The organism is Xylanimonas protaetiae, from assembly GCF_004135385.1.
Taxonomy (GTDB): domain Bacteria; phylum Actinomycetota; class Actinomycetes; order Actinomycetales; family Cellulomonadaceae; genus Xylanimonas; species Xylanimonas protaetiae.
The window spans coordinates 1,694,173-1,708,611 of the sequence record NZ_CP035493.1 but is presented as its reverse complement, the minus strand read 5'-3'; the positions used below and the strand labels follow the sequence as shown (position 1 = coordinate 1,708,611).

Sequence of the window (14,439 nt, the reverse complement as noted above, 5' to 3'; positions counted from 1 at the left end):
GCCTACGCCGGGGCGACCTCCGGGGCGGGGGCCGCAGCGGGGGCCGGTGACGGGACCTGCGCCGAGGCAGGGGCCTCCGTGCGCTCCAGGTCCAGGAGCTTGCGGCGCTGGCGGAACCACGCCAGAGCGACCGGGGTCAGGGCGCCGAACCAGGCCAGCGGGGCGGCCCACGCGACGCCGAGGAACCCGAGGTGCCCCACCAGGAAGAGCGCCGCCGCAGCGCGCATGACGAGCTCGAGGGCGCCCGCGATGGTCGGCACCGTGGACAGGCCCATGCCCTGCACCACGTTACGCAGCACGAACAGCAGGGCGAGCACCGGGTAGAGGCCGCCGCTGACCAGGAAGAACGTCCGCCCCATCGCCATGACCTCGGGCTGGTCCGGCCCGACGAACAGGCCGATGACCGGCTGCGAGAACGCCACGAGCACCGCGCCGAGCACCAGCGCGACGCCCGCCGCGACGAGGCTCGTGCGGAAGGTCGCGACGCGGATGCGGGCCCACTCCCGCGCGCCGCGGTTCTGCGCCGCGAAGGTCACCATCGCGACCCCGAACGAGTTGAGCGGGGCGACGGCGAGCTGGTCGACGCGCGACGCCGCGGTGAAGGCCCCGACGGCCGTGGCGCCCAGGCCGTTGACCGACAGCTGGAGCACCAGCGCGCCCACGGCGATGACGGACATCTGGAAGCCCATGGGCAGGCCCGTGCGCAGCGGGTCGCGCAGGGCGTAGCGCCCGGCGACCCAGTCCTCGCGCGTCAGGTGCAGGGCGGGCATCCGGCGCACCACGAGCACCACGCACGCGGTGACGGCGGACGCCTGCGCGAGGATCGTCGCGGCGGCCGCGCCGGCGACCCCCCAGTGGAACACCCCGACGAGCACCGCCACGAGGATCGCGTTGAGCACCGACGACGCGATGAGGAAGTACAGCGGCGTCTTGGAGTCGCCGAGCGCGCGGATGGTCGCGGACAGGAAGTTGAACGCGACGGTCACGCTCGCACCGGCGAACGTCACCGCGAGGTAGACGGCGGACTGGTCGATGATCTCGGGCGGGGTGTTGAGCAGGCTCAGCAGGTCGCGGGCGAACACGACGCCGAGGGTCGTGACGACCGCGGCGATCGCGGCCGAGACGTACGCCCCGGCCGCGACGTAGCGCCGCACGCCGGCCATGTCTCCCGCGCCGAACGCGCGGGCCACGGGGATCGCGAGGCCCGCCGACGCGCCCCACGAGAACCCGATGAGCAGGAACATGAGGCTGCCCGACGCGCCCACGGCCGCGAGCGCGTCGAGCCCCAGCAGGCGGCCGACGACGGCGGCGTCGGTGAAGACGTAGACCTGCTGGAAGACGTTGCCGACCAGCAGGGGGACGGTGAAGGCGAGGATGAGGCGCGTCGGCGGCCCGACGGTGAGGTTCTGCACGGTGGCCCGTCTGTCTCAGCGGGCGGCGTCCGCGCCCGTCAAATCGATTCGACAAGACCATCGTACGCCGCAGGAGCCGTCGTGCCACTGCGTTTTCGGTGAGGTTGCCCGCGACGCGCCGGCCAGCCGCTCAGCTCGCCCAGACCCGCTCGTGGAACCCCGCCCACTCCTGCTGGTCCGACGTCGCACCCAGCAGCCCGACGGTGGGCCGCACCGCCGCGAGGACCAGCGACGTCAGGGTGCGCGGCGGGTCGTCGGCGTCGACCGTGAAGGTGCTGCCGTCCGGGCCCGACGCCGTCAGCGACGTGATGTACATCGTCGCGCGCCCGTCCATGGTGACGTGGTCGGCCGTGGTGTCGGTGCCGCCCGACCGGTCGTCCGCGCCTGCGAAGGTGCGCAGCCGGAAACCGGTGACCTTCACATGGTCGGCCACGAGCTTGAGCGCGTTGCGGCGCTCGTCCGACCCCGGGCGCACCGGCACCGAGACGAGCGCGACCGCCCGGATCCCGGCGATCTCCAGGTCGGTCGCCGTGAGCTCGGCGGGGACGGCATAGACGTCGGCGTCCTCGTTCCCGCCGAGCACCACGGGCAGCCCCTCGTCGGCGGGCAGCGGGACGTCCTGCGGGACGTCGACCGTCAGGCCCGGGGCCGCCGCTGCCGCCGCGGGGTCGCCCGCGGCACTGTCGCCCGCAGCACCGTCGCCCGCGCCGGCGCCGCCAGCGGGGGCTCCGGCTGCGCCGTCGATCACGTCGCCGACGCCGCCGACCGCGTCGCCGACCGCGTCCCCGACGCCGCCGACCACGCCCCGACGGCGTCTCCGATCGCGTCCCCGACACCGCCCACGTCAGACGGCGAGGGCGTCGGCGTGCTCTCGGGAGCGGCCGACCCCGACGGGGAGGCCGACGGAGACGGCGACGCCGTCGTCGGCACGTCGCACAGGATGAACCCGAGCAGGCACGGGCCCTCGCCGGGAACCCCGCCGGCGAGGCCGCCCGCGACGAGGACGACCGACAGCGCGGCAGCGGTGGACCGCCGCAGGGACGGGTCCGGCTGGGGTCCGTCGTCGAACAGCAGGAACGGGTCGCCGTCCTCCGGCGGGGGTGCCGCCGCCGGAGCGGGCGGCGCCTCGGCGTCCGCCCGCTCCAGCCACGAGACCACGACGATCGAGCCCACGATCCCGGCGACCGCCCCCACGCCGAGACCGCCCAGGTTCACCGCGACCAGCGAGTACACCGACAGCGCCAGCGTGATCACGCCGTAGAAGACGTGGTGGACGGGCTGGACCATGGCCAGCGCCCCGGCGAGCACCATCACGACCGGGATGATCGTCGTCTGCAGGCCGGGGACCCCCAGCTGCAGCACCATCCCGCCCACGGCGATGTCGAGGCGCGCGGACAGGAAGAGCTCGAGGCCAGCCAGGATCGTCAGCGACGCACCCCAGAAGGGGCGCCCCCGCCGCCACCGACGAAACCGCTCCATCAGGGGCACTCCTCGCCGGCCAGGTTGATGCCGAGCTCGAGGTCGGTCAGCGTGAACGTGGCCGCCTGGGTGCTGTAGGCGACCTGGTGAAGGTTGTCGATCGTCACCTTCGTGGAGTCCATCGCGAAGTCGTTGACGTTGCCCCGCGCGGCGGTCACGACGGTCGAGGCGTCGACGCCGATGCGGATGTTCTCGAACCTCGCGGTGCCCGACAGGTTGTCCATGCCGATCTGCAGCCCGTCGGCCTCGGCCGGGCGCCCCGGCTTGGTGCCGGCGTGGATCAGCAGGCTCGGCCCGAAGGGCGTCTTGATCGACTGGCACAGGTTGGTGAGCGTGGCGTGGCCGATGTTGGCGATCGCGACGGGGTGCTGCTTGGTCTTGTCGGTCTCCAGGGCGACCCCGGCGTACTGCGAGAAGTCGGTGCCCTCGAGCTTGTCGGCACTGATCGTGAACTCCTGGCCGGAGACCGACATGGACACCTGGACGACACCCTGTGCCACGGCCGTCCCGGTGAAGGCCAAGGCCGCGACGGTCGGGACCGTCACGAGCAGGACGCGCCCTCCGCGCGTCCGGGTGAGCGAGCTGAGCTTCATCTGAACCCCACATTCCCCACGGGCGACGCCGATGTCGCCGGACAGTGGCCGAACGTAGACCGTTACTGACGGTGCGTCAATAGATTGTTGACGCTCCCTCAACAACCGCCCGACGGCACGGCGGCGGCCTATGCTCACCCCATGCCCCCGGCACTCCAGGGCCCGTCGGGCCGCGCGCCACGCACGCGGCTGAGCCCTGTCGAGCGCCGCCGGCAGCTCCTGGCCCTCGGCGTCGACCGGCTCGCCGGCTCCCCGCTCGAGGCGATCACGGTCGAGGACCTGGCCGGGGCCGCCGGCGTCTCCCCGGCCTGGTGTTCCACTACTTCGGCACCCGCCAGGGCCTGCACCTGGAGATCGTGCGCACCGCGCGCGACGCGATGCTGCACGCCACCGACCCGGACCCCGCGCTGCCCGCCCGCGAGCGCCTGCGTGACGTGCTCGCGCGGTTCGTGACGTTCGTCCAGGATCACGACGCGACGTTCTACTCCGTGGTGCGCGGCGCGTCGTCGGGCGACCCGCGCGTGCGCGAGACCGTCCAGCACGCGCGCGACGTGCTCACGCGGCACGCGACGGCCATCGTCGTCGAGCTCGGTGTGACGCCGTCGCCCCTGGTCGACGTCGCCGTCCGCTCGTGGATCTCGCTCGCCGAGCAGGCGCTCGTGGACGCCGCGGCCGACGCCGCGATCCCGTCCGAGGAGCTCGTCGCGTTCCTGGAGCGCAGCGCGTACGCGACGGTGGCCGCGGCCGCCGGGACGACGACGGGGCCCGGCGTCGTCTGACGCCGGGCCCCGTCGCTGTCACGCGGTCAGTTGCCGCCGAACAGCCAGTCCCACAGGCCGCCGCCCTGGGTCGAGCCGTCGCCCGACCCCTGGTTCGGCTGGTCGCCCTGGTTCGGGGCCTGCGGCTGTTGCGGCTGCTGCGGCTCCTGCTGCTGCGACGACTCGTCGCGCACGGCGAGGGTCACGTCGACCTGGATCGCCTTGCCGTCGCGCACCACGGTCAGGGTGACCTTCTGGCCCGCCTGGTGCTCGCGGACGAAGCCCGTCAGCGCCGAGGCGCCGTTGACCGGCTGGTCGCCGATCGCGACGATGACGTCGCCCGTCTGGAGGCCGGCGGCGGCCGCGGGCGAGCCCGCCACGACGTTCATGACCTGGCCGCCGCGGCGCGTGACGCCGTCGGCGGTGGCGGTGCCGTCCTGCATGCTCACGCCGATGAACGCGTGCTCCGCGGAGCCGTTCGCGATGAGCTGGCTGCTGACGTTCTTGGCGAGGTTCACCGGGATGGCGAACCCGAGGCCGATCGAGCCGGACTGGCCGCTGCCCGTCAGGCCGCCGCTCGAGAGGCTCGCGATCGACGACGTGATGCCGATGACCTGGCCCTGCGCGTTGAACAGCGGGCCGCCCGAGTTGCCGGGGTTGATGGCCGCGTCGATCTGGATCGCGTTGGTGGTCACGGGCTCCTGCGTGTTCTCGCCCTGCGCGGACACGGGGCGGTCGAGCGCGGAGATGATGCCCGTCGTCGCGGTGTTGGCCAGGCCGAGCGGGTTGCCGACGGCGAGCACCGGGGCGCCGACGGTCAGCGTGTCCGAGTCGCCGAGGGCCACGGGGCGCAGGCCGCTCGGCGGGTTCTCCAGCTTGACGACGGCGAGGTCGGTGGTCGGGTCGGTGCCGACGATGTCGGCGTCGAAGATGCGGCCGTCGGACAGCGTGACCTGGACCTTGTTGTCCTGGGCGCCCGAGACGACGTGGTTGTTCGTCAGGACGTGGCCGTCGGTGTCGAGGATGAGGCCCGAGCCGAGCGAGGTGCCCTGCTGGCTGCTCGTCTGGATCGAGACGACCGACTGCGCGACGGCGGCCGTGACCGCCTCCCAGTCCGGGTTCGTCACGGTCGAGTCCTTGACCGGGGCGGTGTCGACGCGGCCCGGGTCGCCGATCTGCTCGATCGACGCCGTCCGCGTGCCGTCGTTCATCGCGTTGACGGCGAGGGCGGTGCCACCGCTGGCCAGGATCGCCGCGATGGCGGCCGCGCTGACCACGGGGACCCAGCCGCGCGGCTTGCGCTCCCGGCGCCCGGACGGCGTGCCGGGCTCGCCCGGCTCGCCGGGCGAGCCTGCCGACGCCGTGGCGTACGGGTTGCCGAAGGCCGCGCCCTGCGGGGCCGGCGGCTGCTGCGCACCCTGCTGCGGGTACGGGGCACGCGGCGGCACGGGGGCCGTGTGCTGCTGCGGGTGCTGCCCGTACGGGGCGTAGCCGTAGTGCTGGGCGTACTGGCCGTACTGCGGCTGCGTGCGCTGGCCGTACTGCTGCGGGTAGGGCGCCGTGGCCTGCTGCTGCGGGTGGAGCTCCTGCGTCACCTGGGCCTGCGGGTGGGGCGCGCTCACGGTCTGGACGGGCTGCGGCAGCTCGGGCACGGGGGCGGCCTGCGGCGCAGGGGCGGCCTGCTGCGCAGGGGCGGCCTGCGGCGCGGGGGCGGCCTGCGGCTGCGGCGCGGCGGCCGGGGTCGCCTCGCCGGCGGGGCGGCCGGGGTCGCGAGTGCGGCCGGGGTCGTGGTCTCGGACCCAGCGGCCGACCCTTCGGGGGCGGCGGGCTGGTCGTGGTTCTCGGTGCTCATGGTGTTGGCCTCCTCGATCTCCTGCTGACCCGAGATAACACCATCAGACTGGCGCGGTTCTGGATCGTGCCTGTGAGTTTCCTGCGGATCGCTCACCGTGATGGCGCGTCCTGCACGGGGGCCACCGCGGCACGGGCCGCGGCGACGATCTCCTGGTGCAGCGCCCGCGACTCCGCCAGTCTTCCCGCCCGGGGCACGCGCACCTCGACGACGTCGACGCCGGGACCCGGCGCGGCGAGCGCCGCGCGCAGCCCGGCCAGGTCCGTGACCAGCCGGTATCCGGCACCGTACCCGGCGCACAACGGGCCGAGGTCGACGCCGTGCGGCGTGCCGAAGACGCGCTCGAACGTGCGGCCCCCGGCGTCGGACGCCGCGGCGAGCTCGCCGTGCTCGAGCGTCGCGAAGATCGAGCCGCCGTCGTCGTTGACGACGACGACCTGGAGGTCGGCCGCGGGTTCCAGCGGGCCGTGCAGGAGGCCGCCGACGTCGTGCAGGAACGTGAGGTCGCCCAGCAGGGCGCGCGTGCGCCGCCCGCCGGCGAGCGCGACGCCGTAGGCGGCGGACACGGTCCCGTCGATGCCCGCGAGGCCCCGGTGGGCGAGCACCGTGCCGGGCTCGCCGTCGAGCCCGAGGACGAGGTCGAGGTCGCGCACCGGGTTGGAGGAGCCGACGACGAGGACGTCGTCGGGTCCGGTCGCGGCGGCGACCGCACGGGCGACGGCGAGCGCGGCGAAGGGCGCCGCGCCGAGGGGGATGTCGCGGGTCGAGGTCTCCTCGTCGACGACGACGGCGGCCGCGCGCGAGGCGGCGAGCCAGCGGTCCAGGAAGCCACGGTCCGCCGACGCGCCCGGCTCGAACCACCGCGCGTGCAGCGCGTCGACCACGCGCTCGGCGTTGCGCGGCGCGTCGGTCCAGGGCGCGCCGCCCGGGGCGACGACGGTGACGGCGACGTCGGGCCGCCCGAGCAGCCGCTGCACGGGGCGGGACAGCGTCGGCCGGCCCAGCACCACGACGTGCTCGACCTCGCGGGAGAGCTCGTCGACGCCCAGCACCGACCGGTACGCACGGACCGCGTTCGGCCCGCCGCACGCGCCCGAGGAGGGCTCGGCGAGCAGGGGCCAGCCCTGCGCCTCGGCGAGCGCCCGCGCGGCGGGCCCGGCGCCGTCGCCGGCGACGACGAGCGTGCGGGCAGGGTCGCCGTACAGCGCGGGGTCCGCGCCGGGCCCGGGAGCGGGCGGCGCGACGGTGCGGCGGGTCCCGGCGGGCCACGGCGCCGCGACGGCCGGGATCGTCGGGTGCAGCGGGTGCAGCGGGTGCAGCGGGTCGCGGTACGCGAGGTTGAGGTGGACCGGGCCCGGGTTCCGGTCGCGCAGCCCGAGGGCCGCCGCGAGCGCCCGTCCCGTCGTCGCGAGCAGGTCGCGGACCTCGCCGTCGCGGCCGTCGGGGGCGGGGACGTCGGCGGCGTAGCGCACGGCCGTTCCGAAGAGGCCGACCTGGTCGGTGGTCTGGGACGCGCCGGTGCCGCGCAGCTCGTGCGGCCGGTCGGCGGTGAGCAGCACGAGCGGGACGCCCGTGTGGTGCGCCTCGAGCACGGCCGGGTGCAGGTTCGCGACGGCGGTGCCCGACGTCGTGACGACGGCGACGGGGCGCGGGCCCACCACGGGGGCGCCGGCAGGGCTCGACGCCTCGTCGGCCGACGGCCCGCGGTCCTCGCGCAGCGCCCCGCCGCGCGCGAGCCCCAGCGCCAGGAACCCGGCCGCGCGCTCGTCGATGCGCACGTGGAGCCGCACGGTCCCGGCGTCGGCGGCCTCGGCGAGGGCGTAGGCGAGGGGCGCCGAGCGCGACCCGGGGGCGAGCACGACGTCGCGCACGCCCTGCAGGCCCAGCTCGAGGACGAGCGCCCGGGCGGCCGTGACCGCGGGCGCCTCCGTGCCGCTCACCGCGCCCCCTCCCGGTCCGCGGACGGCACGGCCGGGGCCGCGTCGAGCAGCGCGCCGAGCCGCGCGGCGCGGTCGTGCCAGCGGGCGCGCACCGCGTCGGAGGGCGCGGCACCGGCGAGGGCGGCGGCGTCCGGCTCCAGGCGCGGGTCGCCGGCGGGGAGCACGGGCAGCGCCCCGTCGACGGGCAGCAGCGGGTCGGCGACGACGTCGTGGGCGAAGAGCTGCGACGTCGCGAGCCCGCACGCGTACGGCAGCTCGGGCAGCGCGGCCGCGAGCGCCACCCCGGCCGCGAGGCCGACGGAGGACTCCAGCGCGGACGACACGACGACGGGCAGACCGACCTGCTCGGCGAGGTCGAGGCAGGCGCGCACGCCGCCGAGCGGCTGCACCTTGAGCACGACGACGTCGGCGGCGTCGAGCGCGACGACGCGCAACGGGTCGGACGCGCGGCGGATCGACTCGTCGGCGGCGACGGGCACGTCGACGAGCCGGCGCAGCGCGGCGAGCTCCTCGACGGTGGCGCAGGGCTGCTCGGCGTACTCCAGCCCGCCGGCGGCGGCGTCGATCTCGCGCAGGTGCGCGACGGCCTCGGCGACGGTCCAGCCGCCGTTGGCGTCCACGCGGATGCGGCCGACGCCGGGGCCGTAGAGCTCGGCGAAGGCCTCGCGGACCGCGGCGACGCGCTCCACCTCGGCCGCGACGGGCTCGAGCTCGCCCGGGCGCGACCCGTCGACGGCGTGCAGGGAGGCGCCGCCGGGCAGGGAGCGCTGGGCGACCTTGACCTTCGCGGTGCGGCACCCGCCGGAGGCGAGCACGATGGCGCGCGCCTGCTCGGGCCCGACGGCGGGCACGGTCACGTTGACGGGGACGGCGGAGCGCACGGGGGCGGGCCAGCCGACGTCGGCGGCCTCGCGCGCGCAGCGCAGCCAGGGGGCGGACTCGGCGTCGTCGTAGTCCCAGAAGGGGCTCAGCTCGCCCCAGCCGGCGTCGCCGCGGAGCAGCACGCCGTCGCGCGTGTCGAGGCCGCGGAACCGGGTCCGCAGCGGCGTCGACCAGACGACGGGCGAGGGCACAGGACCGCGAGTCACGGTGCCAGCGTACGGGCCGGGGTCAGCGGACCGTCCCCGCGTGCGACCGGGGGCGCGCGTCAGTCGGTGAACTCGCACAGCCAGGGGTGGAAGTCCAGCGTGCCGATCACGCGCGGGTGGTCGTCCTCGGTCGCGCGCCCTCGGACCTGGGCGGCATAGGTGTACAGATCATGCGAGAGGTCCCGATCGATCACTGCCGAGTCGAGCACCTCGCGGGTCAGCAGGTTGCTCATGTGTCTATCGTCACTCCCCGGCGCCCGCCGAACCCGCTCCTGACGCGAAAATGCCCTTGTGAATGTCGTCACAAGGCGGTGGTCGCGCGGCCCGACCGTAGGCTGGCCCTCGTGAGCAGCCCCCTCCCGCCCCGCGTGTCCGAGACCTTCGACCCCGCCCGCTGGCGGCTCGTGGCGGGCTTCGAGGACCTCACGGACCTCACGTACCACCGGGGCGTCGAGCGCGCCGACGACGGGTCCGTGACGCGCGACCTGCCCGTGGTCCGCGTCGCGTTCCACCGCCCCGAGGTGCGCAACGCGTTCCGCCCCCACACGGTCGACGAGCTCTACCGCGTGCTCGACCACGCCCGCATGACGTCCGACGTCGGCACGGTGCTGCTCACGGGCAACGGCCCCTCGGAGCGCGACGGCGGCTGGGCGTTCTGCTCGGGCGGCGACCAGCGCATCCGCGGCCGGTCGGGCTACCAGTACACGACGGCCCCGGACGGCGGTGGTGAGGTCGAGACGCGCGACGCCGTCGATCCCGCCCGCGCCGGGCGGCTGCACATCCTCGAGGTGCAGCGCCTCATCCGCACCATGCCCAAGGTCGTCATCGCCGTCGTCGACGGCTGGGCCGCGGGCGGCGGGCACTCGCTGCACGTCGTCGCCGACCTGTCGATCGCGTGCCGCGACCACGCCCGCTTCAAGCAGACCGACGCGAACGTCGGCTCGTTCGACGGCGGCTACGGGTCGGCCTACCTGGCCCGCCAGGTGGGCCAGAAGCGCGCCCGCGAGATCTTCTTCCTCGCCCGCGAGTACTCCGCCGACGACGCCGAGCGCTGGGGCGCCGTCAACGAGGTCGCCGAGCACGCCGACGTCGAGGAGCTCGCGCTGGAGCACGCGGCCATCATCGCCACGAAGTCACCGCAGGCGATCCGCATGCTGAAGTTCGCGTTCAACCTGGCCGACGACGGCCTCATGGGCCAGCAGGTCTTCGCCGGCGAGGCCACGCGCCTGGCGTACCTGACCGACGAGGCCGTCGAGGGGCGCGACGCGTTCCTGGAGAAGCGCGACCCGGACTGGAGCCGGTTCCCGTACGCCTTCTGACCTCGGGGTCAGGGGGCGACCGTCCAGGTCCCCGTGCTCTTGGGGACGAGCTGCACCCACGTGTTCCCGGGCTGGAGCGTGATCGGCGACCCGTCGGCGGCCGTCAGCAGCAGCGGGGCGTCGACCGCGGGCTTGGACCAGTGGACGGGGACGGTCTTGCCCGCGCTGGCGACGAAGCCCTCGCCGGAGTCGACCATCTTCGTCTCCAGCACGGCGGTGCCCGACGGGTCGACGGTGCCGGTGTCGACCTGGTTCACCGTGAGCGCGACCACGTTCGTCGCGGCCAGGCGCACGCCGGCCGACGAGACGGACGGGGTGTCGCCGTCGCTGCGCTGCCACGTGCCCGACGCCGCGTCCCAGCTCCACTTCGTGCGCTGCATGCGCGAGAAGGTGATGTCCAGCAGCGACGCCGGCGTGCCGGCGGTCTCCGCGGACGACGGCTCGCCCGGCTTCGCGAACGCGAACTGGGCGGGCGGCGGCACCTTGCGGTCGTCGCGGGCCTGCCCGAGGAACGTCTGGATGTTGCCGACGACGTTGTGCGGCGCACGCCGCGACCGGTCGCGGGAGAACCCGCCGTTCCCGGCGTCCATCGACACGATCTGGACGCCCGCGTCCCTGACCTCGTTGACGAACCGCGCCTGGCCGCCCGAGAAGGCCAGGAGGCCGCCCAGCGGGGCCACGATGCCGGCGTCCATGGGCCGCACGGAGCGCACGGGCTCCACCGTGTCGGGCAGCTGCGACTGGTAGACGGCCACGAAGCGGGTGATGCCGCCCTCGACGGTCTGCTCCCACACCGTGTCGGCCTTCTCCAGGCCCGTCAGCGGGCGTGCCTCGCGCGCGTTCTCCACCTTGACGGCGAGCGCCGGGCGCTGCGCGACCTCCGCGGTCTCCACACCCGTGAGCGGCCACACGACCGGCTCGGCGGGCACCACCGGCTCCGGCGGGGCGACGCGTGTCGCGTCGGGGCTCGGGGTGGCCGTCACGGTCACGGCGGCGGGCTCGTCGGCCGAGCACGCGCTCAGGGTGAGCGCCAGGGCCAGCACCCCGCTCAGGGCTGCCAGGGGTCGCCTCGTCATCAAGATCCTCCTCGGTTGGCGCCACCCTATGCGGTGCGACCGGCGCCGCCCGTGCACGCCGTGACACTTACCCTGATCGGCGTGGAACACGCGCCTCTGCCCGCCAGCGTCGGGACGATCGCGCGCCAGCTGCGCGGCGCGCTCGACGGCGGGCCGGCACTCGCCCCGCTCGCCCGGCTGCACGCCGGCGACCTCCCGGACGGCACCGCCGTCGTGGTGCGGACGTCCGGCTCGACGGGCACGCCGCGCGAGGTCGCGCTCACCGCCGCGGCCCTGCGCGCGTCCGCGACGGCCACGCACGAGCGGCTCGGCGGCCCCGGCCGCTGGGTGCTGTCGCTGCCCGCCACGCACGTGGCCGGCGTCCAGGTGGTCATGCGCTCGCTGCTCGCCGCCGACGCCGGAGTCCCGACGCCCCTCGTCGCCGCGGAGCCCGGCGCGCGCTTCACGCCGGACGGCCTCGCCGCCCTGCTCGCGCCGGCGCTCGTCGACGACGCGCCCGTCCACGTCTCCCTGGTCCCCACGCAGCTGCACCGCGTGCTCGCGGCCGCCGACGACGGGGCGCCCGCAGGGCTCGAGGCCCTGGCCCGGTGCGGCTCGGTGCTGCTGGGCGGCGCAGCGACGCCGCCCCCGCTCCTGGCCCGCGCGCTCGCGCTCGGCGTGCCCGTGGTGCGCACGTACGGCATGTCCGAGACGGCGGGCGGCTGCGTCTACGACGGCGTCCCGCTGACGGGGGTCCGCCTGCGCCTCGCCGCCGCGGGCGGCCCCGGCGTCGTGGAGATCGCCGGCCCGACGCTCGCCGCCTGCTACGTCGGCGACCCCGACGCGACGGCCGCCGTGTTCCGCACCGACGACGACGGCACCCGCTGGTTCCGCACGTCCGACCTCGGCACGCTCGACGCCGGGGTGCTCGCCGTGCTCGGCCGGGCCGACGACGTCGTCGTCACGGGCGGGGTCAACGTCGCCCCGGCGGCCGTCGAGGCGGTGCTGGCCGAGGTGCTCCCGGGGGTGCTCGGGGTGCGGGGCGCCGAGGTCTGCGTCGTCGGCGTACCCGACGCCGAGTGGGGGCAGGCGCTCGTCGCCGTCGTCGCGACGCAGGACGCGCCGAGCGGGGCGTTCGCGCCGCTGCCCCCCGAGGTGCTGGCCCCGGTGCGCGCCGCCGTCGCGGCTAGGCTGGGGGCGCCGTCGGCCCCGCGACGGGTCTACGTCACCGGCTCCCTGCCGCTGCGCGGCCCCGGCAAGGTCGACCGCCGGGCGGTCGCCGAGGCTGCCGCCGCGCACTGACGCGGCGCGCCACCGGGGCCGCCCGCCCCCGCACGACGACGCACGAGGAGCACCACCACCATGGCCACCCCTGCCGAGTGGGTCGCCGGGGCCCGCCCCCGCACCCTGCCCGCCGCCGCCTCGCCCGTGCTCGTGGGCTCCGGGGCCGCGGCCCTCGCCGGCGGGTTCTCGGCAGGCCGGGCGCTGCTCGCCCTCGGCGTGGCGCTCGCGCTCCAGGTGGGCGTCAACTACGCCAACGACTACTCCGACGGCGTGCGCGGCACCGACCTCGACCGCGTCGGCCCGCTGCGCCTGACGGCGTCGGGCCTGGCCCGGCCGGGGCACGTCAAGGCGGCCGCGTTCGCGGCGTTCGGCGTCGCGGCCGTGCTCGGCCTGCTGCTGACGTGGCTGAGCGGCCAGTGGTGGCTGCTCGCCGTCGGCGCGGCCGCGATCGTGGCAGCCTGGTACTACACGGGCGGCAAGCGCCCGTACGGGTACGCGGGGCTGGGCGAGGTGGGCGTCTTCGTGTTCTTCGGCCTCGTGGCCACGCTGGGCACCACGTTCACGCAGGCCGGGCGCGTCACCGGCCCGTCGGTGCTCGGCGCCGTCGGCGTCGGGCTCATCGCGTGCGCGCTGCTCATGGTCAACAACCTGCGCGACATCCCCACCGACGTCGTCGCGGGCAAGCGCACGCTGGCCGTGCGGCTGGGGGACGCGCGGGCGCGCCAGGCGTACGTGACGATGCTCGGGGTGCCGCTGCTGCTCGGCGCCCTGGCCGGGATCTGGTCGCCCTGGGCGCTCGGGGTGCTGCTGCTCAGCCTGCCGGCGGTGCTGCTGTCGCTGCCCGTCCTGGCGGGCGCCCGCGGCAAGCTGCTGGTCCCGGTCCTGGCGGGCACGGGCATGTACGAGCTGGCCTACGGGGTCCTGCTGGCGGTCGGCCTGGCGCTGGGCGCCTGACCCGGGTCGCCGCGGGCGTCAGCTCGCGGCCTCGTCCTCCGCCGCCTCGTCCTCGGCCACCGCGCGGGAGAACGCGGTCTGGTGCTTCGTGCGGGACGCCACGCGCTGCGCGATCCAGGCGGCGCTCGCGTCGCGCTGCCGGCGCAGCAGCAGGTAGCTCACCAGCGCGGCGACGACGACGGCGACGACGCCCGCGAGCAGCGGGTCCGCACCGGCCGCCCACACGACGACGAACACGACCGCGAGGAGCGCGAGCCGCCAGAGGGAGTACACGACGAGTGGCACGGAACCAGGGTAAGCGCCCCCCACGGGGCTCCCGGACCGGCCTACGCTGTGGACATGCCCCGCGTGATCCTCACCCTCGCCATCATCGGCCTCGCCGTCTACGCGCTGGCCGACCTCGCCGGCGCGCGCAAGGAGGAGACGGGCGGGCTGCCCAAGTGGCTGTGGGCGGTGCTGATCGTGGTGGTGCCCGTGATCGGCGGGCTCGCGTGGATCATCTTCCGGCGCGCGTCCGGCCCCGCGGCGGCACCGCAGGGCGGGCGGGGCCGGCAGAGCAGCGGCCCGCGCCGCGAGGGCCCCCTCGCACCCGACGACGACCCCGAGTTCCTGTGGCGCCTCAAGCAGCAGGCGGAGCGGGAGCGCCGCCGCCGCGAGGGCCGCACCGGCGACCCGGGCGACCCGACGCACTGAGCCGCCCCGGGC

General features: G+C 75.9%; 15 protein-coding genes. 5 read left to right on the top strand and 10 right to left on the bottom strand.

Annotation, left to right across the window (positions count from 1 at the left end):
* Positions 1 to 2: 2 nt before the first annotated feature.
* The 4 genes from ET471_RS07720 to ET471_RS07705 form a co-directional block, all read right to left on the bottom strand.
* On the bottom strand, positions 3 to 1,412 hold the full coding sequence (locus ET471_RS07720) for an MATE family efflux transporter (protein WP_129187415.1): 1,410 nt from the start codon (positions 1,410 to 1,412) through the stop codon (positions 3 to 5).
* A gap of 130 nt (positions 1,413 to 1,542) precedes the next feature.
* Positions 1,543 to 2,160, bottom strand: coding sequence for a hypothetical protein (locus ET471_RS07715; RefSeq protein ID WP_129187413.1), 618 nt, complete (start codon positions 2,158 to 2,160; stop codon positions 1,543 to 1,545).
* On the bottom strand, positions 2,157 to 2,891 hold the full coding sequence (locus ET471_RS07710) for a DUF6114 domain-containing protein (RefSeq protein WP_129187411.1): 735 nt from the start codon (positions 2,889 to 2,891) through the stop codon (positions 2,157 to 2,159). The genes ET471_RS07715 and ET471_RS07710 overlap by 4 nt, the downstream gene beginning before the upstream one ends.
* Positions 2,891 to 3,484 carry a DUF6230 family protein gene (locus ET471_RS07705; protein WP_129187409.1) on the bottom strand — a complete coding sequence of 198 codons (594 nt, stop codon included), beginning with the start codon at positions 3,482 to 3,484 and terminating at the stop codon, positions 2,891 to 2,893. Before ET471_RS07705 ends, ET471_RS07710 begins: the two co-directional genes overlap by 1 nt.
* Positions 3,485 to 3,795: 311 nt before the next feature.
* Between ET471_RS07705 and ET471_RS07700 the strand changes: the two genes are divergently transcribed.
* Positions 3,796 to 4,263, top strand: a complete 468-nt coding sequence (locus ET471_RS07700; protein WP_242496472.1) for a TetR/AcrR family transcriptional regulator — start codon at positions 3,796 to 3,798, stop codon at positions 4,261 to 4,263.
* A 26-nt stretch (positions 4,264 to 4,289) separates the two neighbouring features.
* On the opposite strand, the gene ET471_RS07695 is transcribed toward ET471_RS07700, so the two are convergent.
* The 4 genes from ET471_RS07695 to ET471_RS17975 form a co-directional block, all read right to left on the bottom strand.
* Positions 4,290 to 5,894, bottom strand: a complete 1,605-nt coding sequence (locus ET471_RS07695) for a S1C family serine protease (RefSeq protein ID WP_129187407.1) — start codon at positions 5,892 to 5,894, stop codon at positions 4,290 to 4,292.
* A 292-nt stretch (positions 5,895 to 6,186) separates the two neighbouring features.
* Complete coding sequence (gene menD / locus ET471_RS07685) at positions 6,187 to 8,034, bottom strand: 2-succinyl-5-enolpyruvyl-6-hydroxy-3-cyclohexene-1-carboxylic-acid synthase (RefSeq protein WP_129187405.1); 1,848 nt, start codon at positions 8,032 to 8,034, stop codon at positions 6,187 to 6,189.
* Complete coding sequence (locus ET471_RS07680) at positions 8,031 to 9,122, bottom strand: o-succinylbenzoate synthase (protein WP_129187403.1); 1,092 nt, start codon at positions 9,120 to 9,122, stop codon at positions 8,031 to 8,033. The genes menD and ET471_RS07680 overlap by 4 nt, the downstream gene beginning before the upstream one ends.
* A gap of 59 nt (positions 9,123 to 9,181) precedes the next feature.
* On the bottom strand, positions 9,182 to 9,355 hold the full coding sequence (locus tag ET471_RS17975) for a hypothetical protein (protein ID WP_165350443.1): 174 nt from the start codon (positions 9,353 to 9,355) through the stop codon (positions 9,182 to 9,184).
* Positions 9,356 to 9,466: 111 nt separating this feature from the next.
* Here ET471_RS17975 and ET471_RS07675 point away from each other — a divergent pair, with 111 nt between their 5' ends.
* Positions 9,467 to 10,441: a 1,4-dihydroxy-2-naphthoyl-CoA synthase gene (locus ET471_RS07675; protein WP_129187401.1), complete on the top strand. Its 975-nt coding sequence runs from the start codon at positions 9,467 to 9,469 to the stop codon at positions 10,439 to 10,441.
* 8 nt (positions 10,442 to 10,449) lie between these two features.
* Here ET471_RS07675 and ET471_RS07670 read toward each other — a convergent pair whose 3' ends face one another.
* Positions 10,450 to 11,517 (bottom strand): DUF3048 domain-containing protein, encoded by a 1,068-nt coding sequence (locus ET471_RS07670; protein ID WP_129187400.1) that lies wholly within the window; start codon positions 11,515 to 11,517, stop codon positions 10,450 to 10,452.
* Positions 11,518 to 11,598: 81 nt separating this feature from the next.
* On the opposite strand from ET471_RS07670, the gene ET471_RS07665 reads away from it, so the two are divergent.
* Both ET471_RS07665 and ET471_RS07660 read left to right on the top strand, forming a co-directional pair.
* Positions 11,599 to 12,798 (top strand): AMP-binding protein, encoded by a 1,200-nt coding sequence (locus tag ET471_RS07665; RefSeq protein ID WP_242496471.1) that lies wholly within the window; start codon positions 11,599 to 11,601, stop codon positions 12,796 to 12,798.
* A gap of 60 nt (positions 12,799 to 12,858) precedes the next feature.
* Positions 12,859 to 13,734, top strand: a complete 876-nt coding sequence (locus ET471_RS07660; protein ID WP_129187398.1) for a 1,4-dihydroxy-2-naphthoate polyprenyltransferase — start codon at positions 12,859 to 12,861, stop codon at positions 13,732 to 13,734.
* Positions 13,735 to 13,752: 18 nt separating this feature from the next.
* Here ET471_RS07660 and ET471_RS07655 read toward each other — a convergent pair whose 3' ends face one another.
* Positions 13,753 to 14,019, bottom strand: a complete 267-nt coding sequence (locus ET471_RS07655) for a DUF4229 domain-containing protein (protein WP_165350442.1) — start codon at positions 14,017 to 14,019, stop codon at positions 13,753 to 13,755.
* Between the two features lie 54 nt (positions 14,020 to 14,073).
* Here ET471_RS07655 and ET471_RS07650 point away from each other — a divergent pair, with 54 nt between their 5' ends.
* Positions 14,074 to 14,427, top strand: a complete 354-nt coding sequence (locus tag ET471_RS07650; RefSeq protein WP_129187395.1) for a PLD nuclease N-terminal domain-containing protein — start codon at positions 14,074 to 14,076, stop codon at positions 14,425 to 14,427.
* Positions 14,428 to 14,439: the final 12 nt, after the last annotated feature.

Bases quoted from the DNA above. Each gene is read 5' to 3' on its own strand.
- ET471_RS17975 (WP_165350443.1), bottom strand. From the start codon at position 9,355: ATGAGCAACCTGCTGACCCGCGAGGTGCTCGACTCGGCAGTGATCGAT.
- ET471_RS07660 (WP_129187398.1), top strand. From the start codon at position 12,859: ATGGCCACCCCTGCCGAGTGGGTCGCCGGGGCCCGCCCCCGCACCCTG.
- ET471_RS07670 (WP_129187400.1), bottom strand. From the start codon at position 11,517: ATGACGAGGCGACCCCTGGCAGCCCTGAGCGGGGTGCTGGCCCTGGCG.
- ET471_RS07710 (WP_129187411.1), bottom strand. From the start codon at position 2,891: ATGGAGCGGTTTCGTCGGTGGCGGCGGGGGCGCCCCTTCTGGGGTGCG.
- ET471_RS07650 (WP_129187395.1), top strand. From the start codon at position 14,074: ATGCCCCGCGTGATCCTCACCCTCGCCATCATCGGCCTCGCCGTCTAC.
- ET471_RS07705 (WP_129187409.1), bottom strand. From the start codon at position 3,484: ATGAAGCTCAGCTCGCTCACCCGGACGCGCGGAGGGCGCGTCCTGCTC.